This window comes from Kitasatospora mediocidica KCTC 9733 (assembly GCF_000744225.1).
Taxonomy (GTDB): domain Bacteria; phylum Actinomycetota; class Actinomycetes; order Streptomycetales; family Streptomycetaceae; genus Kitasatospora; species Kitasatospora mediocidica.
This window is the reverse complement of the sequence record NZ_JQLN01000003.1, coordinates 238,056-258,880: the sequence shown is the minus strand read 5'-3', so window position 1 is coordinate 258,880 and position 20,825 is coordinate 238,056. Positions and strand designations below refer to the sequence as shown.

21 protein-coding genes are annotated in these 20,825 nt (G+C 71.3%); 6 read left to right on the top strand and 15 right to left on the bottom strand.

What is annotated here, in order from left to right:
* Nucleotides 1-5 precede the first annotated feature (5 nt).
* Complete coding sequence (locus tag BS80_RS06530) at nucleotides 6-242, bottom strand: hypothetical protein (protein ID WP_035794187.1); 237 nt, start codon at nucleotides 240-242, stop codon at nucleotides 6-8.
* A 45-nt stretch (nucleotides 243-287) separates the two neighbouring features.
* Entirely contained in the window at nucleotides 288-722 is a 435-nt protein-coding gene (locus tag BS80_RS06525) for a hypothetical protein (RefSeq protein WP_157535960.1), read from the bottom strand.
* A 104-nt stretch (nucleotides 723-826) separates the two neighbouring features.
* Between BS80_RS06525 and BS80_RS06520 the strand changes: the two genes are divergently transcribed.
* Nucleotides 827-1,609 (top strand): YqjF family protein, encoded by a 783-nt coding sequence (locus BS80_RS06520; RefSeq protein ID WP_035794185.1) that lies wholly within the window; start codon nucleotides 827-829, stop codon nucleotides 1,607-1,609.
* 89 nt (nucleotides 1,610-1,698) lie between these two features.
* Here the strand turns inward: BS80_RS06520 and BS80_RS06515 are convergent, their stop codons facing one another.
* Together BS80_RS06515 and pruA are read right to left on the bottom strand one after the other, a co-directional pair.
* The gene (locus tag BS80_RS06515; protein WP_035794184.1) at nucleotides 1,699-2,628 is read right to left on the bottom strand and encodes a proline dehydrogenase family protein; all 930 of its coding nucleotides are present in this window, start codon (nucleotides 2,626-2,628) and stop codon (nucleotides 1,699-1,701) included.
* Nucleotides 2,629-2,798: 170 nt separating this feature from the next.
* Nucleotides 2,799-4,427 (bottom strand): L-glutamate gamma-semialdehyde dehydrogenase, encoded by a 1,629-nt coding sequence (gene pruA, locus BS80_RS06510; protein ID WP_035794183.1) that lies wholly within the window; start codon nucleotides 4,425-4,427, stop codon nucleotides 2,799-2,801.
* Nucleotides 4,428-4,617: 190 nt separating this feature from the next.
* Here pruA and BS80_RS06505 point away from each other — a divergent pair, with 190 nt between their 5' ends.
* Nucleotides 4,618-6,222 carry a PucR family transcriptional regulator gene (locus BS80_RS06505; RefSeq protein WP_232246380.1) on the top strand — a complete coding sequence of 535 codons (1,605 nt, stop codon included), beginning with the start codon at nucleotides 4,618-4,620 and terminating at the stop codon, nucleotides 6,220-6,222.
* A gap of 22 nt (nucleotides 6,223-6,244) precedes the next feature.
* Here the strand turns inward: BS80_RS06505 and BS80_RS06500 are convergent, their stop codons facing one another.
* Nucleotides 6,245-7,606, bottom strand: coding sequence for a hypothetical protein (locus BS80_RS06500; protein WP_035794182.1), 1,362 nt, complete (start codon nucleotides 7,604-7,606; stop codon nucleotides 6,245-6,247).
* 209 nt (nucleotides 7,607-7,815) lie between these two features.
* Here BS80_RS06500 and BS80_RS06495 point away from each other — a divergent pair, with 209 nt between their 5' ends.
* Nucleotides 7,816-8,259, top strand: coding sequence for a VOC family protein (locus tag BS80_RS06495; protein WP_035794181.1), 444 nt, complete (start codon nucleotides 7,816-7,818; stop codon nucleotides 8,257-8,259).
* A gap of 43 nt (nucleotides 8,260-8,302) precedes the next feature.
* A complete protein-coding gene (locus BS80_RS06490) occupies nucleotides 8,303-8,764 on the top strand; it encodes an SRPBCC family protein (protein ID WP_035794180.1) in 462 nt (153 codons plus the stop codon).
* 53 nt (nucleotides 8,765-8,817) lie between these two features.
* On the opposite strand, the gene BS80_RS06485 is transcribed toward BS80_RS06490, so the two are convergent.
* On the bottom strand, nucleotides 8,818-10,443 hold the full coding sequence (locus BS80_RS06485) for a ribonuclease E domain-containing protein (RefSeq protein WP_051966184.1): 1,626 nt from the start codon (nucleotides 10,441-10,443) through the stop codon (nucleotides 8,818-8,820).
* A 344-nt stretch (nucleotides 10,444-10,787) separates the two neighbouring features.
* Here BS80_RS06485 and BS80_RS06480 point away from each other — a divergent pair, with 344 nt between their 5' ends.
* Nucleotides 10,788-12,113 carry an MFS transporter gene (locus BS80_RS06480; RefSeq protein ID WP_083974318.1) on the top strand — a complete coding sequence of 442 codons (1,326 nt, stop codon included), beginning with the start codon at nucleotides 10,788-10,790 and terminating at the stop codon, nucleotides 12,111-12,113.
* Here the strand turns inward: BS80_RS06480 and BS80_RS06475 are convergent.
* The 9 genes from BS80_RS06475 to BS80_RS06435 all read right to left on the bottom strand — a co-directional run bounded on the left by BS80_RS06475 (nucleotide 12,110) and on the right by BS80_RS06435 (nucleotide 19,728).
* Nucleotides 12,110-12,769 (bottom strand): Uma2 family endonuclease, encoded by a 660-nt coding sequence (locus BS80_RS06475; protein WP_051966182.1) that lies wholly within the window; start codon nucleotides 12,767-12,769, stop codon nucleotides 12,110-12,112. The genes BS80_RS06480 and BS80_RS06475 overlap by 4 nt on opposite strands.
* A 124-nt stretch (nucleotides 12,770-12,893) precedes the next feature.
* A complete protein-coding gene (locus tag BS80_RS06470) occupies nucleotides 12,894-13,310 on the bottom strand; it encodes a metal-sulfur cluster assembly factor (protein ID WP_083974317.1) in 417 nt (138 codons plus the stop codon).
* A 19-nt stretch (nucleotides 13,311-13,329) separates the two neighbouring features.
* A complete protein-coding gene (gene sufU / locus BS80_RS06465; RefSeq protein WP_035794179.1) occupies nucleotides 13,330-13,782 on the bottom strand; it encodes a Fe-S cluster assembly sulfur transfer protein SufU in 453 nt (150 codons plus the stop codon).
* A gap of 15 nt (nucleotides 13,783-13,797) precedes the next feature.
* Nucleotides 13,798-15,078 (bottom strand): cysteine desulfurase, encoded by a 1,281-nt coding sequence (locus BS80_RS06460; protein WP_035794178.1) that lies wholly within the window; start codon nucleotides 15,076-15,078, stop codon nucleotides 13,798-13,800.
* Complete coding sequence (sufC, locus tag BS80_RS06455; protein ID WP_035794177.1) at nucleotides 15,075-15,839, bottom strand: Fe-S cluster assembly ATPase SufC; 765 nt, start codon at nucleotides 15,837-15,839, stop codon at nucleotides 15,075-15,077. Before sufC ends, BS80_RS06460 begins: the two co-directional genes overlap by 4 nt.
* Nucleotides 15,840-15,845: 6 nt before the next feature.
* On the bottom strand, nucleotides 15,846-16,163 hold the full coding sequence (locus BS80_RS06450; RefSeq protein WP_035794176.1) for a bifunctional 3-phenylpropionate/cinnamic acid dioxygenase ferredoxin subunit: 318 nt from the start codon (nucleotides 16,161-16,163) through the stop codon (nucleotides 15,846-15,848).
* Complete coding sequence (gene sufD / locus BS80_RS06445) at nucleotides 16,163-17,401, bottom strand: Fe-S cluster assembly protein SufD (protein ID WP_035794175.1); 1,239 nt, start codon at nucleotides 17,399-17,401, stop codon at nucleotides 16,163-16,165. Before sufD ends, BS80_RS06450 begins: the two co-directional genes overlap by 1 nt.
* 54 nt (nucleotides 17,402-17,455) lie before the next feature.
* The gene (gene sufB, locus BS80_RS06440) at nucleotides 17,456-18,871 is read right to left on the bottom strand and encodes a Fe-S cluster assembly protein SufB (protein ID WP_035794174.1); all 1,416 of its coding nucleotides are present in this window, start codon (nucleotides 18,869-18,871) and stop codon (nucleotides 17,456-17,458) included.
* A complete protein-coding gene (locus BS80_RS06435; RefSeq protein WP_157536034.1) occupies nucleotides 18,868-19,728 on the bottom strand; it encodes a helix-turn-helix transcriptional regulator in 861 nt (286 codons plus the stop codon). Before BS80_RS06435 ends, sufB begins: the two co-directional genes overlap by 4 nt.
* A gap of 163 nt (nucleotides 19,729-19,891) precedes the next feature.
* On the opposite strand from BS80_RS06435, the gene BS80_RS06430 reads away from it, so the two are divergent.
* Nucleotides 19,892-20,821 carry an ABC transporter ATP-binding protein gene (locus tag BS80_RS06430; protein WP_035794172.1) on the top strand — a complete coding sequence of 310 codons (930 nt, stop codon included), beginning with the start codon at nucleotides 19,892-19,894 and terminating at the stop codon, nucleotides 20,819-20,821.
* Nucleotides 20,822-20,825 lie beyond the last annotated feature (4 nt).

The following is a 20,825-nucleotide window of genomic DNA, read 5'->3' as shown; positions in this document are numbered from 1 at the left end:
CCGGCTCACTGCTTCTGAGAACTGCCCGTCAGGATAACGAAGGAGCCAATCAAGGAAATTCCCACAAACGCGCCACCGATCAGACGGACCGTGTTTGTAGTAGCATCCCCAACACCTCCGATTACAAACCTTTCCATCAGGTCAAAAATCCTGTCCGCAGCACCCCTAAAATTGAAGGCAACCAACCCGCCGCCGCCCACGAAGACAACAATCCACAGGATGGCGAGAATCTTTTCAGTCATGATGGCTTTCAATGTCGGAGGTCATGCGGCAGAAAAAACCACATGTCACGCTGCAAGCAGCCCTAAAGGGCTACCGTCAGCTGAGAGGCGGGTGATCGCCGCGGACGGCCTGGCGTCCAGCCTGAGCGTCCGCGGGACGGTGAGGGCGGGTGGCTCACCGGGGGGACCGGCGCTGATCCGCACCCAGTTGTCGGTCCGGCCGAAGTTCGCGTCCGCGACCTGGTAGGCCTGGGTCGACAGACAGCTGACGCTGACAGTCTCGGAGCAGGGAACAGCGGTGTAGTAGCGGTCGGCGGCGCCGAACGTCCGGGGCAACTGCGCGGCCAGGGCGACCGTCAGGGACAGTGTCGCCAGCCCGAGGGCCAGCATCAGCACACGGTTCAGCACCGTCCACTCGGGCAGGACCGGCAGCACGGGCTGCGCGGGCAGCTCCCGCTCCGTGCCCCCGACCACAGTTACGCGCTTGCGCTGACGTCCCACGACGATCTCCCCCTCCACGTGCAGCCGTGATGCTACGCCCGCTGGACGATCAGGTGTCGGTCGCGGCCCTCCCCTCCCGCCCGGTCCGCTCATATGCTCGATACATGGCCCTCACCTCGCCGCCGCCGGAACCCAGCACCGAACCCGTCACCGCCGATCCCGCGCGGGCCGTGCCCGGGTCGTTGCTCACGCAGTCGTGGCTGGACCTCACGTTCCTGCACTGGGCGGCCGACCCCGCCGACGTCGCGCCGCTGCTGCCGCCGGGGACCAGGCCGGACGTCCTCGTGCCGGGCGGGGCGACGTACGTGGGGCTGGTGGCGTTCCGGATGCACCGGGTGGGGTGGTTCCGGCTGCCGGGGGTGCCGTATCTGGGGACGTTCCCGGAGACCAACGTGCGGCTGTACTCGGTGGACGGGCACGGGCGGCGCGGTGTGGTGTTCCGCTCGCTCGAAGCCGCCCGGCTGATCCCGGTGGCGACGGCGCGGCTGGGGTTCCGGCTGCCGTACGTGTGGGCGCGGATGGGGATCGAGCGGGCGGGCGACAGCGTGACGTACACGAGTGAGCGGCGCTGGCCGGGGCCACGTGGGGCGCGCAGCCGGATATCCGTGCGGATCGGTGAACTGGTCGACGAGCCGACCGAGTTGGAGCACTTCCTGACGGCCCGCTGGGGAATGCACAGCGACTTCTTCGGCCGCCAGATGTACCTGCCCAACACCCACCCGCGCTGGCCACTGCACCGCGCCGAGCTGGTCGAGTGCACGGAGGACCTGGTGGTCGCGGCGGGGCTGCCGAAGCCCGTCGGGGAGCCGGTCAGCGTGCTGTACTCGCCGGGAGTGCCGGTGCGGTTCGGGTGGCCGTTGCGTCCGGCCGGCATCCCGACGCCCTGAAAGAACGACGGAACAACGGAACGACCCGTGCGCCCGGCGGGCGTACGGGTCGTTGCCGACGGACGGGTCCGTTGCCGACGGGCGAGGGCTCAGCCGCGCGTGGCCATCGCGCGCAGGAAGAAGGTCAGGTTGGCCGGGCGCTCCGCGAGCCGCCGCATGAAGTAGCCGTACCACTCCTGGCCGTACGGCAGGTAGACGCGCATCGCGTTGCCGGCCTCGGCCAGCCGCAGCTGCTCCTCGGGGCGGATGCCGAAGAGCATCTGGTACTCGAAGCTGTCGGCCTTGCGGCCGTTCCACTCGGCCAGCTGACCGGCGATCTTGATCATGTTCGGGTCGTGCGAGGCGATCATGGGGTAACCGTCGCCCGCCATCAGCACCTTGAGCGCGCGGACGTACGCGAGGTCGACGTCGCGCTTGCCCTGGAAGGCGACCGACTCGGGCTCCTTGTAGGCGCCCTTGCAGAGCCGCACGCGCGAACCGGCCGACGCGAACTCCTTGCAGTCCGCCTCGGTGCGGCGCAGGTAGGCCTGCAGCACGACGCCCAGCCACGGGAAGTCCGCACGCAGCTCGCGGGCGATCGACAGGGTGGAGTCGGTGGTGGTGTGGTCCTCCATGTCCAGGGTGACCGTGGTGCCCGCGTCGGCGGCCGCGGCGCAGATGCGGCGGGCGTTCTCCAGCGCGATCTTCTCGCCGTCCACCGGCAGGAACTGGCCGACCGCCGAGAGCTTGACCGAGACCTCGGCGTTGGCGGCGAGACCGGTGTCCTTGAGCGCGGCGAGCAGGTGCTCGTACGCCTCGGCGGTGCCGGCGGCCTGGGCCGAGTCCTTGGTGTCCTCGCCGAGGTGGTCGAGGGTGACCTTGCGGCCGGTGGCGACGAGTTCGTCGCAGGCCGTCACGGCGTCGTCGAGCAGCTCACCGGCGACGAAGCGCTCGACTATCGCGTGGGTCGGCGGGAACTTCTCGACGACGGTGCGCACCTGCGGGGAGCGCGAGGCGGCGAGGAGGGCGGAACGGAGCATCGGTACTCCTGGCAAAGGAACGTGAAGTGTGGGGGGAAGAGGTGGGGGCGGGTGGCTGAGGGAGGCCACCCACCCCGGGGAGTGCCCGGCCAGTGCCGACCGGACGATGGATCAGATGAATCAGATGGATCAGATGGAGCTGACCGAGCTGACGGAGCTGACGGAGAAGGTCAGCCCATGTGCGGGTAGCGGTAGTCGGTCGGCGGGACGAACGTCTCCTTGACCGACCGGGTCGACGTCCAGCGCGCCAGGTTCTGCTTGGCGCCGGCCTTGTCGTTGGTCCCCGAGGCCCGCCCGCCGCCGAACGGCTGCTGGCCGACGACCGCACCCGTGGGCTTGTCGTTGATGTAGAAGTTGCCGGCCGCGAAGCGCAGCTTGTGCATGGCGTCCTGGGCGGCCGCGCGGTCCTGGGAGATGATCGCGCCGGTCAGGCCGTAGGAGGAGACCGACTCCATCTGGGCGAGCATCTCGTCGTACTTCTCGTCCTCGTAGACGTAGACGGCGAGGATCGGGCCGAAGTACTCGTCGCGGAAGTACTCGGACGCCGGGTCCGAGCAGACCAGCACGGTCGGACGGACGAAGTAGCCCACCGAGTCGTCGTACGTGCCGCCGGCCAGCACCTCGACCGACGGGTCGGCCTGGGCACGGTCGATGGCGGCCTTGTTCTTGGCGAACGAGCGGTCGTCGATCACGGCGCTCATGAAGTTCGCCAGGTCGGTGACGTCGCCCATGGTCAGGCCCTCGACCTCGGCCTGGAACTCGTCCTTCAGGCCGGCCCAGATCGACGCCGGGACGTAAGCCCGCGACAGCGCCGAACACTTCTGGCCCTGGAACTCGAAGGCGCCGCGGGTCATCGCGGTCTTCAGCACGGCCGGGTCGGCGGACGGGTGCGCGACCAGGAAGTCCTTGCCGCCGGTCTCGCCGACGATCCGCGGGTAGCTGCGGTAGCCGGCGATGTTGTTGCCGACCTCACGCCACAGGTGCTGGAAGGTCGGGGTGGAGCCGGTGAAGTGGATGCCGGCCAGCGCGGGGTGCTTGAGCGCGACCTCGGAGACGGCCAGGCCGTCGCCGGTCACCATGTTGATGACGCCCTTGGGCAGGCCCGCCTCCTCCAGCAGCTCCATCAGCAGGTGCGCGGAGAACTGCTGGGTGGGGGACGGCTTCCAGAGCACCACGTTGCCCATCAGGGCGGGGGCGGTCGGCAGGTTGCCCGCGATGGCGGTGAAGTTGAACGGCGTGATCGCGTAGACGAAGCCCTCCAGCGGGCGGTGGTCGCTGCGGTTCCACACGCCGTCGGAGGAGATCGGCTGCTCGGCGATGATCTGCCGGGCGAAGTGCACGTTGAAGCGCAGGAAGTCGATCAGCTCGCAGGAGGAGTCGATCTCGGCCTGCTGCGCGGTCTTCGACTGGCCGAGCATGGTGGCGGCGGCCAGCGTCTCGCGCCAGGGGCCGGCCAGCAGGTCGGCGGCCTTGAGGAAGATCGCGGCGCGCGAGTCGAAGGAGAGTGCCTGCCAGGCCGGAGCGGCGGCCAGGGCAGTGTCGATGGCGTCCTGCGCGTCGGCCTGGGTGGCGTTGCGCAGGGTACCGAGCCGAGCCGCGTGGTTGTGCGGCTGGACGACATGGATCTCGGCGCCCGCGCCCATGCGCCGCTCACCGTTGATCGTCATGGTCAGCTGGACGGGCTCCTGGCCCCCCAGCTCCTTCAGCTTCGCCTCCAGGCGGGCCCGTTCCGGGCTGCCGGGTGCGTAGCTGTGGACCGGCTCGTTCACCGGCGCGGGGACCTGGGTCACAGCATCCATGAGCGCGCGCTCTCCTTCGAGTCGTGGGGGTATCCAGTCGCGACTGGGCGTAGGGCGACCTGGGTCGCAGGCCGTCCGCAGGGTCACGTTATGCCGCGTGACCGGTCCACTTGGTTGGCCAGGCGGCTAAAGTCATCCCAACGGCGTTGTCCGAGCGTACGAACAGGCCCTCAGCGAACAGGTTCACCAGGTGTCCGAGCCGTCCCCCGCAGGCATCCCGCTGCGGCAGCTGCTCATGTCGCTCGGCGAGCCGCTGGTCGAACTGCAGGCCGCGCCCGCCGGGCTGGACGTCCTGGTCCGCGACGTCGCGATCCTCGACCCGGAGGACCCGGCCACCGCCGCCCCCGGCGAGCTGGTGCTCGCCATCGGCGCGCGCGGCCGGGCGGCACTGCCCGCGCTGCGCGCCGCCGGACGGGCCCGGGCCGCCGCCGTCGCCGTCAAGCTGGACGGCCCCGGCCAGGCCGACGCGCTGCGCGAGGCGGCCACCGAGGCCGGGGTGGCGCTGCTCTCGGTGCGCCGGGAGACCCGCTGGGAGCATCTGGACGCGCTGGCCCGCGCGGTGATCGGCGGCCCGGACGCACCGGACACCGCAGACCACAACGTCGGCGACCTCTTCTCCCTCGCCCAGACCACCGCCGTGCTGACCGGCGGGATCGTCTCCATCGAGGACACCTCCAGCCGGGTGCTGGCCTACTCGCGCTCCTCGGACAGCGACGAGGTGGACGACCTGCGCCGGCTCTCCATCCTCGGCTGGCAGGGGCCCGAGCCGTACCTCTCCAAGCTCCGCGAGTGGGGCATCTTCCAGCATCTGCGCACCTCGGACAGCGTGATCGCGGTCGAGCCGCACCCCGAACTGGGGCTGCGCCGGCGGCTGGCGATCGGGATCCGGGCCGGTGCGCAGCCGCTGGGGACGATCTGGGTCCAGGAGGGCGCCCAGCCGCTCGCCCCGCTCGCCGAACAGGCACTGGTCGGCGCGGCCCGGGTGGCGGCCGGTCAGCTGGTACGCCGGCGGCGGGAGCTGTCGGCGGACGTCCGGCTCACCCGGACGCTGCTCACCGGCCTGCTGGAGGGCAGCACCGGCCCGCAGTCGCTCGCCACCCACCTGGGCCTGGACCCGCACCGGCCGGCCACCGTGCTGGCGTACGCGGCGCAGGGCTCGGACGTCACGCGGGCCGAGGTGAGCGGCCTGATCTCGGTGCACACCGCCGCCCGGCACCGCGGCGCGCTGCTCGCCCCGGTCGACGCGCGGATCTACGTGCTGCTGCCCGAGCTGCCGCCCGGCCTGCCGACGGCCACCGTCCGGGACTGGGCGCAGGAGGTGGTGGACGCCGCCCGCGACCACCTGGGCGTGGTGCTGCGGGCCGCGATCGGCAGCACCGTCCCCGGCCTGGCCGCCGTCCCGGGCTCGCGCGCGCAGGCGGACCGGATCCTGGACGCGATGGGCCGCGGCGGGGTGGTGCCGGAGGTGGCCGCCCTGATCGACGTGCAGGCGGAAGTGCTGCTCAGCGAGGTGCTGGCGCTGCTCCAGGAACGCCCGGCGCTGCGCGACCCGCGGTTGGCCGCACTCGCGGCGTACGACCTGCGGCACGGCACCCAGCTGGCCGAATCGGTGCTGGCCTGGCTGGACGCGCTGGGCGAGGTCCGGGTGGCCGCGCAGGCCCTGCACATCCACCCGAACACGCTGCGCTACCGGGTCCGCCGGGCCGAGCAGCTGACCGGCCTCGACCTCGCCCAGCCGCACCAGCGGCTGCTGGCCATGCTCCAGCTGCGCCTGCCGCCCGAGCCGGAGAACTAGGGCCTGTACGGCCACCGGTCGTTCAGCGCGAGCGCTCCCGGCGCCACTGCTCCCAGGCACAGAGCCAGGCCTGCTCGGCCTGGCTCAGCTTCTCCTGCTCGACCTCCCAGTTCAGCCCGCCCAGCGGCTCGTCGTCCCCGGTCAGCACCGCGAGCGGATCCAGCGGGTCGAGCGGGTCGAGCGACGCAAGCGGATCCAGCGGATCCAGCGGATCGACCGCACCCGCCGAATCGTCAGAGCCACCCACGCCAACCGCACCACCCGCACCACCCGCACCACCCGCGCCACCCGCCGGCTCGGAGTCGACCGCGCAGCCCGCCCACAGATGCTCCCAGATCCGCTGCGCCGGCAGGCTCGGCACCTGGCTGGCGAAGGCCGTGTAGCGGACCACCTCCTCCACCGCCGCGTCCCCGTCGGGCGTGCCGACCGCCCAGTCGGTGCGCTCGGCCAGCCTGGTCAGGTGGTTGACCATCGCGGTCACCGCGGCGTCCGCCTCCTCGCGGGTCTCCGAGGCGAGCCGCATCTGCTGGCGGACGGCGCTCTCCCAGCGCTGGAGGCGGTCCTCCCCGCGCAGCCGGCGCGGCAGCCGGACCGGTCGCCGGGCCAGCAGCTGGGCCCGCACGGCCACGGCGTGCTCCACGCTGTAGGCGACGATCGCGCGGTGCGCGTCCAGGCCGGTGGCGTTCAGCCCGGCCTGCTCGCTCAGCGCCGCCCGGCCGGACCGGCGCAGCGCGAGGGCGCGCAACAGGTCGGTACGGCCCAGGACGTAGCGGCCGAAGTCGTCGACCCGGGTCAGCTCGACGCCGCCCGGCGGCACACCCCGCCCGCAGACCGTGACGGTGATGCCGTGCACCCGCAGCCGGCCCGCCCAGACCGAACTGTGGTCCTCGCCCGGCTCGGCCTCGGCCCGGCGCTCCTCGTGGATCTGGACGGCGGTCGGCTCACCCTCGACGGTGATCCACTCGCGCAGCGCGCGAACCCGCCCGGGGCACTCGCCCTCGTCGACGCCGATCTGCTCGTAGATCCGGTCGCGCTCGTCCTCGACCACGTCCTCCAGCTCGGGCAGCGGGTGACTGCGCTCGGCGCCGGGGCGGTAGGTCCGCACGGTGACGTACGGGCCGTCGACCGAACTCCAGTCCCCGGAGCGGAGTTCGACCCAGCTGAGCTCACCGTTGTGGGTCTCGAAGGCGCTCAGCGCATCGCTGTCCACCGGAGCGACCCGGCCGGGGTCGTGCGTCGGCGCGGCACCGCGCGCGCCGTTGCCGGAGCGGTCCACGCCGAACACCGGGAAGTCGGCCTCGTCCAGGACCCGGCGACAGCGGCCCTCCTGGTCGTCGAAGAAGTCCTCGGGCTCCGCGGTCCAGCCTCCGCTGCTGAATCTCATCCTCTGCCGCACCCCCGGGTCACACCGTCGTCGGTCGGCGGCCGACGGTGCGGGGACGCCCGGATCGCCGGACCGCGTCCCACCCACGATACGTGGGCCGGACCTGCAGAGCCATCAGCTTCCCTCGTACGAATGGCAGATCGTCGGTCCGCACCCCGACACGGGCCCGCCGCACTATGGTTGTCGGCGCCACTCCCTACGCTGCACCCATGAGCACAGACCACGGGGTACCCGCCCGGATCAGCATCGTCACCCTCGGAGTGACCGACGTGGCGCGCAGCGCCGACTTCTACACCGCGCTCGGCTGGACGCGTTCGAAGTCCTCCAGCCCCGAGATCGTCTGGTTCCGGACGGCCGACTCGGTGCTCGGCCTGTTCGGCGTCGACGACCTCGCCGCCGACGCGGGCATCCCGCCGACCGGCGAACCGTCCTTCCGCGGTGTCACCCTGGCCGTCAACCTGGAGTCCCGCGAGCTGGTGGACGCGGCCCTGGAGACAGCCGTGAAGGCCGGCGCGACGGTCGTCAAGCCCCCGGCCGAGACCAGCTGGGGCGGCTACAGCGGCTACTTCGAGGACCCGGACGGCCACCTCTGGGAGCTGGCGCACAACCCGTTCTTCCCCTTCACCGAGGACGGGCAGCTGGACCTTCCCTGACGGCGGGTCACTCCGTCGCCGGCCCGAGGAGCGTGGTCGACCGATGGAGCCCAACCACTACCACCTGACCAGCCGCTGGCAGCTGGCCGCGCCGCCCCGCACGGTCTACCGGCTCCTGCGGGACGTCGAGCGGTACCCGCAGTGGTGGCCCCAGGTGCGCGGGGTCCGCGCGCTGGACGACACCAGCGGGGAGCTGCGGATCCGCTCGGTCCTGCCCTACACCTTGCTGATGACCGCCCGCGAACTGCGCCAGGACGAGGCCGCGGGCGTCCTGGAGGCCGAACTCACCGGCGACCTGGCGGGCTGGTCCCGCTGGACGGTCGGCGCGCACGGGACGGGCAGCCTGGCGCTCTTCGAGGAGGACGTCCGGCCGGGCAAGCCGCTGATGCGCCGCCTGGCGCTGCCGGCCCGGCCGCTCTTCCTCGCCAACCACGCCCTGATGATGCGGGCCGGTGAGCGCGGCCTGCGCCGCCACCTCGCCGACCCGCCGCACACCGGGCGCTGACCACTCGCCGACGCACTCCTTCCGACGCACTCCTTCCGACGCACTCGCGCCGGCTACTTCTTCGAGCGCGCCTTGAAAGCGGCCTTGCGGGCCTCCTTGGCCACCTGGCGGTCCAGGTGCAACTCACCGACCGCCTCCAGGACGTCCGCGGTGTAGGGGTGGTCCACCCGCCAGAGCTCTCCGAAGAAGCTCGCCGGGTTGTCCGTCACCGGCAGCCCGCCGATCAGCTCGCGCAGCAGCTCGGCGTCACCCTCACCGTCCAGCAGCTGGGCGGCGAAGGTGTCGACCATGGTCCACAGCACCATCTGCCGCTCGGGCGCCACGACGTCCGTGTGACCCTGCCCCACCAGCCAGGCCCTGGCCCCGCCGCCGAGCTCCGGGTCCTCCAGGACCTCGCGGACGGCGGGCTCGGCCGGGCTGCCCAGCTCGGTCAGCGCCAGCTGGCAGAGCATCCGGCGCAGCGGTGCGATCCGGTCGCGGCCGCGGGCCGCGTCCAGCAGCTCCCGGGCGGCGGCCAGCGGCTCGCGCCCGTCCAGCCAGACCCGGATCTCCTGCTCGGGCAGCACGTTGGCGGCCTCGGCGATGCCCTGCAGCAGCGCCTCCGCGTCGCCCTGGGCGAGGTCGCCCACCAGCGGCGCGTCGTAGCCCTCCTCCAGCAGCCACTGGCGGATCCCGTACTGGCCGAGCGGGGTCAGCCGGACGAGGCCGAAGCGGGCCGCCTCCTCGTCGTCCAGCGGCGCGGACGGGTCGGGCAGCTCGGCGCCCTCGCCGTCCTCGTCCTCGTCGAAGAGCTCCGGGTCGATCGGCTGGTAGTCGAGCAGGCCGATCTCGGCGAGGTCGGCGAGCATCGGGTCCAGCGCGACCATCACGTCGGTGATGTCGCCGAGCATGTCCTCGTCCGGCTCCTCGCCGTCCGGCACCACCAGCAGCGCGGCCAGCACGCCCAGCGGCATGGTCTCCTGTCCGGGCTCGGCAAAGGCGGTGGCCTCGTAAAGCACCTGGAGGGCCTCGTCCAGCAGCTCGGCCGCCTCCTCCTGGACCTCCTCGTACTGGGCCAGCAGCTCCTCCGCCCGCGCCTCGTCGGCGTCCTCGCCGGCGTCCGGCTCGGCGTCCAGCGGCTCGATCTCGACGGCCAGCTCGGCGACCACGTCGGCGGCGGTCAGCCACAGCTCCAGGACGGCCTCGGGGTCGCCGGCCTCGATCGGCGCCAGCTCGTCGCTGGGCGCGGCGACCCGGTGGCCGTCGTCGCCGGTGGCCAGGAGCACCAGCTCCAGGTCGCTGGCGAGCGACCAGGCGCGCATCGCCTCCAGGACGTCCTCCTCGGCGACCTCGCCCTCGGCCGGGGCCAGCCCCAGGTGGCGGGCGGCCTCCTCACGGTCGGCGTCCAGCAGGTCGCCGAGCTCGTCCACCGGACGCTGCGGGGCGCTCCAGCGGGCCAGCCGGACGGCGCGCTGGACCAGCGGGACGGCGAGGGCGGCGGCGGCGAGTTCGGTCTCCGGCAGCAGGCGGACCGGGGGGACCAGGACGGCGGCGTCCTCCTGGTCCTCGTCGTCGTCCGAGCCGTGCGCCCCGTAGAGGTCGGCCAGGTCGAAGTCCGCCGGCAGCAGACTCTCGGCCGGCAGCGCCCCCGGTCCGGTCGCCGACGGGTTGTCAGTGTTCTTGCGGCGTCGTCCGGCCATCGTGGCGCGATCTCCTAGCGAAACTGAGCGAGCGGAGCGTGATCAGAGCGGTCTGCACTGCGATCAGCGTATCGGCCACAGGCCCGACGGCGCCCATCCTGCCGGGGGCGCGCGCCACTCGTGCGCGCCGTGTGCACACCACCACGTATCCTTCCTCTCGGCTCCGTGCACCACACCGTGCGGAACCGATCCGGGCACTCTCGCCCACCCACTCAGCACACCCGCCCCACCTCGGACTCCCCCGCACCACGGCCACCACCCCTGCGCCACCGGACGGGCACGTCGATGGACCCCATCGGTACCCATCGGCCCGAGGCGGTGCCCGGCCACAGGAGACCCCTGCCATGGCGGACCTCTCCCCTGCCGGTTCCGGCCTGCCCACAGCGCAGTTGCCCGGTACCCGGCTCTCGGAGGCCCTGCACACCCTGGAGCTCGCCCCGCGAACCCAGCTCCAGCTCGCCGCGCTCAGCCGCTGGAACGCGATGCGCGGCATCCGTGTCGGACTCTGTGCCGCCGCGCTGCTCCTGCTCCTGATCGGGGCCAACCTCGCCACCCCGGTCTACCCACTGCTCCAGACCCAGCTCGGGCTGACCGCGTTCGACACCACACTGCTCTTCACCGTGTACGTCTTCGCGCTGGTGCCAGTGCTGGCCGCGGTCGGGCACTGGTCCGACCTGCTCGGCCGGCGGGCGCTGATCCTGCCCGCCGTCGCGCTCGCGGCCAGCGGCGACGCGATCTTCGCCACCGCCAACAGCTTCGGACAGCTGGCCGCCGGACGGGCCATCCAGGGCATAGCCGTGGCGCTGGCCACCGGCGCCGCCGGCGCCGCGCTCGGCGACCTGCTGCCCGACCGGCCCACCTTGGCCGCCAAGCTCACGCTGGCCTGCTCGGCGGGCGGGGTCGCGCTCGGCCCGATCGTCGGCGCCTCGCTGGCCGGCGGCGCGCACCCGCTGCTGACCCCGTTCCTCGCGCACGCGGTGGCCCTGCTGGTGCTCTGCGTCCCGCTCTCCCTGGTGCACCCGCGGATGCCCGGCGCCCGGCGCCCGGCCGCCGCACCGCCGCGCGTCACCTCCGCCGTCCACCTGCGCCCGCGGCGCCTGGCGCTGCCCGCGCAGGGGCGCCGGGAGTTCCTCTTCGCGGCCGGCGCCGGATTCATCTCGTACGCGGTCTTCGGCGTCTTCCTCAGCCTGGCCCCGGCGTTCTCCGCCGGTCTGCTGCACACCCACTCGCGGATGGTCGGCGCGGTGGTCGCCGCCCTGCTGCTGGGTTCCTCGGCCGCCGCCCAGCTGCTGGTGCCGCCCACCCGGGACCGCCGGCTGGTCGCGCTGGGCATGACCGGCCTGGCGCTGGGGCTGGCCCTGGTCGTCGTCGCGCAGTACGCGCAGCTGCCCGCCCTGCTCTTCGCCGGCAGCGTCATCGGCGGGGCCTGCCAGGGCGTGGCCTTCCGCTCGCTCTTCACCACCGCCGTCGCCGCGATGGACCCGGCCCGCCGCAGCAGCGAGATGAGCGCCCTGTGGGTGATCGTCTACATGGGCAGCTCGCTCCCCATCGTCGCCGTCGGTGCCCTGTCGCGGACCTACGGCCTGCTCCCGGCCGTCAGCGGCTTCGCGCTGCTGGCCGCCACGGGCTGCCTGGCGCTCGCGGGGGCGGTACTGCGGCGCGGGCGTTAGTCGGACCAGGGACGCCAGAGCTCGGTGGGGATCTCGACGCCGAAGGGCTCGGGCAGCGTCACGACGTCGCCGAACTTCCAAGCGCCGAGGGTCCGGTAGGTACCGGCCAGGTGGTCCGGCTCACCGAACAGGGTGACGCCGGGCCGCCCCGGGTCCCGGTCCACCAGCAGGTAGTAGGGAACCCGTGCGCGCGCGTAGCCGCTCCACTTGGTGGCCTGCTGACGACGACCGAAGACCGGCTCGCGGTCGTTCTGAGCGTTGGACTTCGAGGTCACCTCGACGACCAGCTCAACCTGATCGGGCCTGAGGAACCTCAGGCCTTCGGACCAGCCCTGGGCCTCGACATCAGCGTGGAAGACCAGCAGGTCGGGGATGTAGCCGTCGCCGATCTCGACCAAGTCGAGCCCGAGCACCTGCATGGTCCGCCACGGGAACACCGGGTCCACGAACCCCCTGCCGTCGATCGCTCGCTGAATGGTCGCGACGATCCCGCCATGCGGAAAGACCGGTGCGGGTGACACGATGAACTCCCCTCCGACCACCTCCACCCGCGTACCGTCGTCCGGGAGCCGCAGGAAATCGGCAAGCTCGTCCCGGACCCACATGGCGTACGGCGAGTCGGGCAGTGTCCACTGTCCGAAGGCAACCACAGACATCTCGGCACTCCTTCCACGGTCGCGGGACCAGCTTGGCCCAGGGTAGGCACATACACCGCTGCCGCGTGGATCATTCCCCCGAAGGAGTGGATCCACGCGGCAGCGGGTAACGCTCAGCGCCGACTCAGACGTTGAAGCCCAGGGCGCGCAGCTGGTCGCGGCCGTCGTCGGTGATCTTGTCCGGGCCCCACGGCGGCATCCAGACCCAGTTGATCCGCAGGTCCTGGACGAGGCCCTCGGTGGCGGTCTTGGCCTGGTCCTCGATCACGTCGGTCAGCGGGCAGGCCGCCGAGGTGAGGGTCATGTCGATGGTGGCCACGTCGGACTCGTCGATGTGGATGCCGTAGATCAGACCCAGGTTGACCACGTCGATGCCCAGCTCGGGGTCGACGACGTCCATCAGGGCCTCGGTGAGGTCCTCGACGGAGACGGTCCCGGCCGTGGTGCCGACGATGACGGTCGGACCCTCGGACGCGACGGCCGGCGTTGCGGCGTCCGGCGTCGCGACGTCCGCTCCGGCGTCGGTTTCGATGTCACTCATGTGTGGGTTCCTCTTGGTTTCAGTCGTTGGCGACCGGCTGGCCGGCGAGCGCCTTGGCGGTGGCGTCCTTCCAGGCCATCCAGCTCAGCAGTGCGCACTTCACGCGGGCCGGGTACTTGGAGACACCGGCGAACGCGACGGCGTCCTCCAGGAGTTCCTCGTCGCCCTCGCCCTGGCCCTTGCTCTGCATCAGCGCCAGGAAGGCCTCCTGGATGGCCTGGCCGTCGCCGACCGTCCGGCCCACCACCAGCTCGTTCAGCACCGAGGCACTGGCCTGGCTGATCGAGCAGCCCTGCGACTCGTAGCTGATGTCCGCGACGACCGCGCCGTCGAGCCGCACCCGCAGCGTGATCTCGTCGCCGCAGGTCGGGTTGACGTGGTGCACCTCGGCGTCACCGTCCCGCAGCCCCTTGCCATGGGGGTTGCGGTAGTGGTCCAGGATGATCTCCTGGTACATGGAGTCGAGCTTCATGCTTCAGGCACCGCCTCAGCCGAAGAAGTTGCGGACGTGGTGCAGGCCGTCGATCAGCTGGTCGACCTCGGACTGCGTGTTGTACAGGTAGAACGACGCCCGGGTGGTCGCCGGAATTCCGTACCGCAGGCAGACCGGCCGCGCGCAGTGGTGGCCGACGCGCACCGCGATGCCCTGCTCGTCGAGCACCTGGCCGACGTCGTGCGGGTGGATGTCGCCCAGCACGAAGGAGATCGCCGCACCGCGGTCGACGGCCGTACGCGGGCCGATGATCCGCAGGTCCGGGACCTCCTGCAGGCGCGCCACCGCGTACTCGGTGATGGCGTGCTCGTGCGCGGCGATCTTGTCCATGCCGACGTTCGCCAGGTAGTCGATGGCCGCGCCGAGCCCGACCGCCTGGGCGATCGGCGGGGTGCCGGCCTCGAACTTGTGCGGCGCGGGGGCGTAGGTGGAGGAGCCCATCGTGACGGTCTCGATCATCTCGCCGCCGCCCAGGAACGGCGGGAGGTCCTCCAGCAGCTCCTGACGGCCCCACAGCACGCCGATCCCCGTGGGGGCCAGCATCTTGTGGCCGGTGAAGGCGACGAAGTCGGCCTCCAGCGCCTGCACGTCCAGCACCATGTGCGGGGCGGCCTGCGAGGCGTCGATCAGCACCAGCGCGCCGACGTCCTGCGCGCGGCGGACGATCGTCTCGACCGGGTTGATGGTGCCCATCAGGTTGGAGACGAGCGTGAAGGAGACGATCTTCGTCTTCTCGGTGATCAGCTCGTTGATGTTGCTCAGGTCGAGCCGGCCGTCGTCGGTCAGGCCGAACCACTTCAGCTTCGCGCCGGTGCGCTGCGAGAGCAGCTGCCACGGAACGATGTTGGAGTGGTGCTCCATCTCGGTGATGACGATCTCGGCGTCGGCGTCCACCCGGTAGGGCTCGTCGGCCCAACCGAGCATGTTCGCCACCAGGTTGAGCGACTCCGAGGCGTTCTTGGTGAAGATCACCTCGTCCCGGCTCGGCGCGTTGATGAAGGCCGCGACCTTGTCGCGAGCACCCTCGTACAGCGCCGTGGCCTCCTCGGCCAGGACGTGGACGCCACGGTGCACGTTGGAGTTGTGCTGCTCGTAGTAGGCGTTCAGCGCGTCGAGCACCTGACGGGGCTTCTGCGAAGTCGCCGCGTTGTCCAGGTAGATCAGGGGCTTGCCGTCGTGCAGCACGCGCTGCAGGATCGGGAAGTCCTTCCGGATCGCGTCGGTGTCGAGGAGACCGGTCAGCGCTGTGAACGCCGAGCCAGAAGTGGTTGTCACTCGGAAGCGCCGCCCTTCACGTAAGACTCGTAGCCCTCGTTCTCCAGCTTGTCCGCCAGCTCGGCGCCGCCGGACTCGACGATGCGACCGGCCGAGAACACGTGCACGTAGTCAGGCTTGATGTACTTCAGAATGCGGGTGTAGTGGGTCACCAGGAGGGTGCCGACCTCGCCGCTGGCGGCGACCCGGTTGATGCCCTCGGAGACCTGGCGCAGCGCGTCGACGTCGAGGCCCGAGTCGGTCTCGTCGAGGATCGCGATCTTCGGCTTGAGCAGCTCCAGCTGGAGGATCTCGTGGCGCTTCTTCTCGCCGCCGGAGAAGCCCTCGTTGACGTTGCGCTCGGCGAAGGCCGGGTCCATGTGCAGGGCGGCCATCGCCTCCTTGACCTCCTTGACCCAGAGCCGAAGCTTCGGGGCCTCGCCACGCACGGCCGTGGCCGCGGTGCGCAGGAAGTTGGAGACCGAGACGCCGGGGACCTCGACCGGGTACTGCATGGCGAGGAAGACGCCGGCGCGGGCGCGCTCGTCGACCGACATCGCGAGGACGTCCTCGCCGTCCAGCAGCACCTGGCCGCTGGTGACGTCGTACTTCGGGTGGCCCGCCAGCGAGTACGCCAGGGTCGACTTGCCGGAGCCGTTCGGGCCCATGATGGCGTGCGTCTCGCCCTGCTTGACGGTCAGGTCGACGCCGCGCAGGATCTCGCGGGGACCGCCCTCGGCGTTGACGGAGACGTGCAGGTCGCGGATTTCAAGGGTTGCCATGGGGACTCAGGACTCCTGGGTGACGGAGACGAGCACATCGTCCCCTTCGATCTTGACGGGGTAAACGGGGACCGGCCGGGTGGCGGGCAGTCCCGACGGCTTGCCGGTCCGCAGGTCGAAGCTGGAGCCGTGCAGCCAGCACTCGATCATGCAGTCCTCGACCTCGCCCTCGGAGAGGGAGACGTTCGCGTGCGAGCAGATGTCGTTGATCGCGAACACCTCGCCCTCGGTGCGGACGACCGAGACCGGCACCCCGTCGAGCTCGACGCGCTTGGGGGTGTCCTCGGCCAGGTCGCTCAGCGAGCAGACGCGCAGGAAGGCCATCAGACGTTGGCTTCCAGCTCGGCTTCGATCTTCTCCATCAGGTGGTCGACCAGCTCGGGGACACCGATCTGCTGGACCAGCTCGGCGAAGAAGCCGCGCACCACCAGGCGACGCGCCTCGTCCTGCGGGATGCCGCGGGACTGCAGGTAGAAGAGCTGCTCGTCGTCGAAGCGGCCGGTCGCCGAGGCGTGGCCGGCGCCGACGATCTCGCCGGTCTCGATCTCCAGGTTCGGGATCGAGTCGACCCGGGCGCCGTCGGTGAGCACCAGGTTGCGGTTGTGCTCGTAGGTGTCGGTGCCCTCGGCGGCGGCGCGGATCAGCACGTCGCCGACCCAGACCGCGTGCGCGTCCTTGCCCTGCAGGGCGCCCTTGTAGACCACGTTGGACCGGCAGTGCGGCGTGTCGTGGTCGATCACCAGGCGGTGCTCCAGGTGCTGGCCGGCGTCCGCGAAGTAGAGGCCGAAGAGCTCGGCCTCGCCGCCGGGAGCCGCGTAGGTGACCCGCGGGTGGATCCGGACCAGGTCGCCGCCGAAGGTGACGACCACGGACTTGAGCGAGGCGTCGCGGCCGACCAGCGCGGTCTGCTGGACGGCGTGCACCGCGTCGCGCTCCCAGTCCTGGACGGAGACGAAGGTGAGCTTCGCGCCGTCCCCGACCAGCAGCTCGACGTTGGCGGCGCGGGTGCCGGTGCCGGTGTGGTTGAGCACCACGACGGCCTCGGCGAACGGCTTGACGTCGATCACCACGTGGGCGAAGCGGGTGCCGCCCTCGCCGTGCACGTCCACCTTCACCGGCTCGGTGAGCACGGCGTCCTTCGGGACGGTGATCACCAGCGCCTGCTGGAAGGCGCTGTACGCCTGCGCGGCGACCCGGTCGACCGGCTTGCCGGCCTTGCCGAGCCGGGCGTCGTCGCGGCCGACGGTCTCGGCGGTGACGCCGTCGGGCAGGCTCAGTTCGAGCTTGTCCTCGCCGGACGCGCCGTCCGCGGCGGTGCCGTCGTGCAGGCCGGCGAGGCGGTGCATCGGCGTGAAGCGCCAGTCCTCCTCGCGGCCGGTCGGCACCGGGAAGTCGTTCACGTCGTACGAGGGCTTGACCGCGACGCGAGCGTCGATCGGCTGCTGCACGGTGGCCCGGCCGGTGCCGGGGCCGGCCAGCTGCGCGCCGGCGCCGGCGGTGCCGACCTCGATCGAGCCGGCCGTCGTGGAGCCGGTGCCACTGGGGGTGTTGACGTCAGCCATGGCTGTCGTAGTGCTCTCTTCCTAAAGTTCCGGACTGGACTGCGTGCGGCTGGATCAGCCGACGGAGCCCTCCATCTGCAGCTCGATCAGCCGGTTGAGCTCCAGCGCGTACTCCATCGGCAGCTCGCGGGCGATCGGCTCGACGAAGCCGCGGACGATCATCGCCATCGCCTCGAACTCGGTCATGCCGCGGCTCATCAGGTAGAAGAGCTGGTCCTCGCTGACCTTGGAGACCGTCGCCTCGTGGCCCATCGACACGTCGTCCTCGCGGACGTCCACGTAGGGGTAGGTGTCCGAGCGGGAGATTGTGTCGACCAGCAGGGCGTCGCAGAGCACGTTGGACTTGGCGCCCTTGGAGCCCTCGCCGATCTCGATCAGACCGCGGTAGGAGGTGCGGCCGCCGCCACGCGCCACCGACTTGGAGACGATGTTGGAGGAGGTGTTCGGCGCCATGTGCACCATCTTGGCGCCGGCGTCCTGGTGCTGGCCCTCGCCCGCGAAGGCGATCGACAGGGTCTCGCCCTTGGCGTGCTCGCCCATCAGGTAGACGGCCGGGTACTTCATGGTGACCTTGGAACCGATGTTGCCGTCGATCCACTCCATGGTCGCGCCCTCGTACGCCACGGCGCGCTTGGTGACCAGGTTGTAGACGTTGTTCGACCAGTTCTGGATCGTCGTGTAGCGGCAGCGGCCGCCCTTCTTGACGATGATCTCGACCACGGCGCTGTGCAGCGAGTCCGAGGAGTAGATCGGCGCGGTGCAGCCCTCGACGTAGTGGACGTAGGCGTCCTCGTCGACGATGATCAGCGTCCGCTCGAACTGGCCCATGTTCTCGGTGTTGATCCGGAAGTAGGCCTGCAGCGGGATCTCGACCTTGACGCCCTTGGGGACGTAGATGAACGAGCCGCCCGACCACACCGCCGTGTTCAGCGAGGCGAACTTGTTGTCGCCGACCGGGATCACGGTGCCGAAGTACTCCTGGAAGATCTCCGGGTGCTCCTTCAGGGCGGTGTCCGTGTCCATGAAGATCACGCCCTGGGCTTCGAGCTCCTCGTTGATCTGGTGGTAGACCACCTCGGACTCGTACTGCGCCGCGACACCGGCCACCAGCCGCTGCTTCTCGGCCTCCGGGATACCCAGCTTGTCGTACGTCGCCTTGATGTCGGCGGGCAGGTCCTCCCAGGACTCGGCCTGCCGCTCGGTGGAGCGCACGAAGTACTTGATGTTGTCGAAGTCGATGCCGGAGAGGTCGGAGCCCCAGGTCGGCATGGGCTTCTTGCCGAAGAGCTTCAGGCCCTTGAGGCGCAGGTTGAGCATCCACTCCGACTCGGACTTCTTCGCCGAGATGTCGCGGACGACCTCCTCGCTGAGGCCTCGCTTGGCCACCGAGCCGGCTGCGTCGGGGTCGGACCAGCCGTATTCGTAGGTGCCCAGACCGTCGAGCTCCGGGTGGGAAACGGTGTCAGTCATGCGGGGTTCCTCCGCGCGGACGTAGTCGGTGGTTCGGTGGACGGCGTACCGGCAGTCGGCGCCCCATCGGAGTCCGGCCGCGGGGCGGCGGACGACGATGCGGCACCGGATGCCGGCACATAGGTGGTGCAGACCCCGTCGCCGTGGGCGATGGTGGCCAGCCGTTGCACATGGGTGCCCAGGAGCTGGGAGAAGACCTCGGTCTCCGCCTCGCAGAGCTGCGGGAACTGCTCGGCGATGTGCGCGACCGGGCAGTGGTGCTGGCAGAGCTGGGCGCCGGCCGGTGCGTTCGCAGCGGCGGCGGACGGAACACGCCGCACGGTTGCAGCGTACCCGTCGGCGCTCAGCGCCTCGGCAAGTGCCTCGGCGCGCTGCTGTCCGGCGGGGGCCTGTTCCAGCACCGTGAGGTAGCGCTGGCCCTGCTTGCCGAAGCGGGCCCGGGCGAACGCGGCGACCGCCTCGTCGCCGGCCTCGCCGCCCCCGACCGCCTCGGCGATCCAGTGCAGCGCGTCGGCGGCGAGCTGGTCGTACGCCTGGTAGAAGGCGTCCCGGCCGCTCTCGGTGAGGGCGAACACCTTGGCCGGGCGACCCCGGCCGCGGCTGCCGTAGACCCGCTGTTCACGGGAGTCGACCAGGCCGGCGGCCAGCAGGCCGTCCAGGTGACGGCGGACCGCCGCTGTGCTGAGCCCGAGCCGGCCGGCCAGGTCGGCGGCGGAGGAGGGGCCGTGATCCAGGATGGAACGGGCGACCCGGTCACGGGTGGCCCGATGGCCGTCCAGCATCACCTCCGCCGAGGTCGCGGGCACGGGAAAACCGGGGGCCGACTCGGCCTCCAGCTCCTGCGGGTGCTCGCGCATGTTTTTCACAACACCATTGTTGCGTAATTACTTCCGGACGGACAACCCGTGACGCACGCCTCAACGGTGGCATCAGTCACGCAGGTAAGCCTTACCTGACCTGCGCAAACGGTGGCCGAGGCCACCGTCCGGCCCGGGCCCCGGCCCTCTTACACTCGCCGGTATGCAGAGTGAACCCCCCGCGGTCGAAGTGGCCGGCCTGGTCAAGCGGTACGGCGCCAAGGTCGCGGTGGACGGCCTCGACCTGGTCATCGCGCGCGGAAGCGTCACCGCCGTGCTCGGCCCCAACGGCGCCGGCAAGACCACCACCATCGAGACCTGCGAGGGCTACCGCCGCCCCGACGCCGGCACCGTGCGGGTGCTCGGCCTCGACCCGGTGACCGACTCCGCGCGACTGCGCCCGCGGATCGGCGTGATGCTGCAGTCCGGCGGCGTGTACGCGGGGGCGCGCGCCGTCGAGATGCTCCGGCACACCGCCAAGCTGCACGCCCACCCGCTGGACGTCGACGCCCTGGTCGAACGCCTCGGCCTCGGCTCCTGCGGCCGGACCACCTACCGCCGCCTCTCCGGCGGCCAGCAGCAGCGGCTGGCGCTCGCGATGGCCGTGGTCGGCCGCCCCGAACTGGTCTTCCTCGACGAGCCCACCGCCGGCCTCGACCCGCAGGCCCGCCGCGCCACCTGGGACCTGGTCCGCGACCTGCGCCGGGACGGCGTCACCGTCGTGGTCACCACCCACTACATGGACGAGGCCGAACAACTCGCCGACGCCGTCGCGATCGTGGACGGCGGCCGGGTGATCGCGAGCGGCAGCCCCGAGGAGCTCTGCCGCGGCGGTGCGGAGAGCAGCCTGCACTTCGCCGGGCCCGCCGGGCTCGACCTCGGCTCGCTGGTCAAGGTGCTCCCCGACGGCGCCGCGGCCGTCGAACTCTCCCCCGGCTCCTACCGGGTCCAGGCCCCGATGGACCCGCGCCTGGTCGCCACCGTGACCACCTGGTGCGCCGACGCCGGCGTGCTGCCCGAGAAGCTGACGGTGCAACGGCGCAGCCTCGAAGACGTCTTCCTCGAACTGACCGGACGGGAACTGCGCTCGTGACCAC